Origin of the sequence: Tropicimonas sp. IMCC6043 (genome assembly GCF_004146235.1) — a bacterium.
Classification (GTDB): domain Bacteria; phylum Pseudomonadota; class Alphaproteobacteria; order Rhodobacterales; family Rhodobacteraceae; genus Tropicimonas.
The window spans coordinates 1-233 of the sequence record NZ_SELO01000285.1 but is presented as its reverse complement, the minus strand read 5'-3'; the positions used below and the strand labels follow the sequence as shown (position 1 = coordinate 233).

Genomic DNA, 233 nt, shown 5'->3' with positions numbered 1-233 from the left:
CAGCAGAGGGCTGATTACCCCACCCTGCGGTGTGCCTCGTTCCCTTCCGACGATACTTCCGTCCGGCATCTGCACCGGCGCCTTCAGCCATCTTTCGATGTACAAAAGCACCCATGGGCAATTGGTGTGCTGACGCACTGCCCGCATCAGAAGGTCCGGCTCGATGCTGTCGAAGAAAGCCTTGATGTCGAGATCAAGAACCCAGTCGTAACGCCAGCATCGCTGCCGCGCCA

The 233-nt window shown here is 59.2% G+C and carries 1 protein-coding gene; it reads right to left on the bottom strand.

Annotated features, from left to right (window positions below):
- Positions 1 to 233, bottom strand: a 233-nt coding sequence (locus tag EU800_RS26685) for a reverse transcriptase domain-containing protein (RefSeq protein ID WP_242500846.1), incomplete at both ends; no start/stop codon positions are given.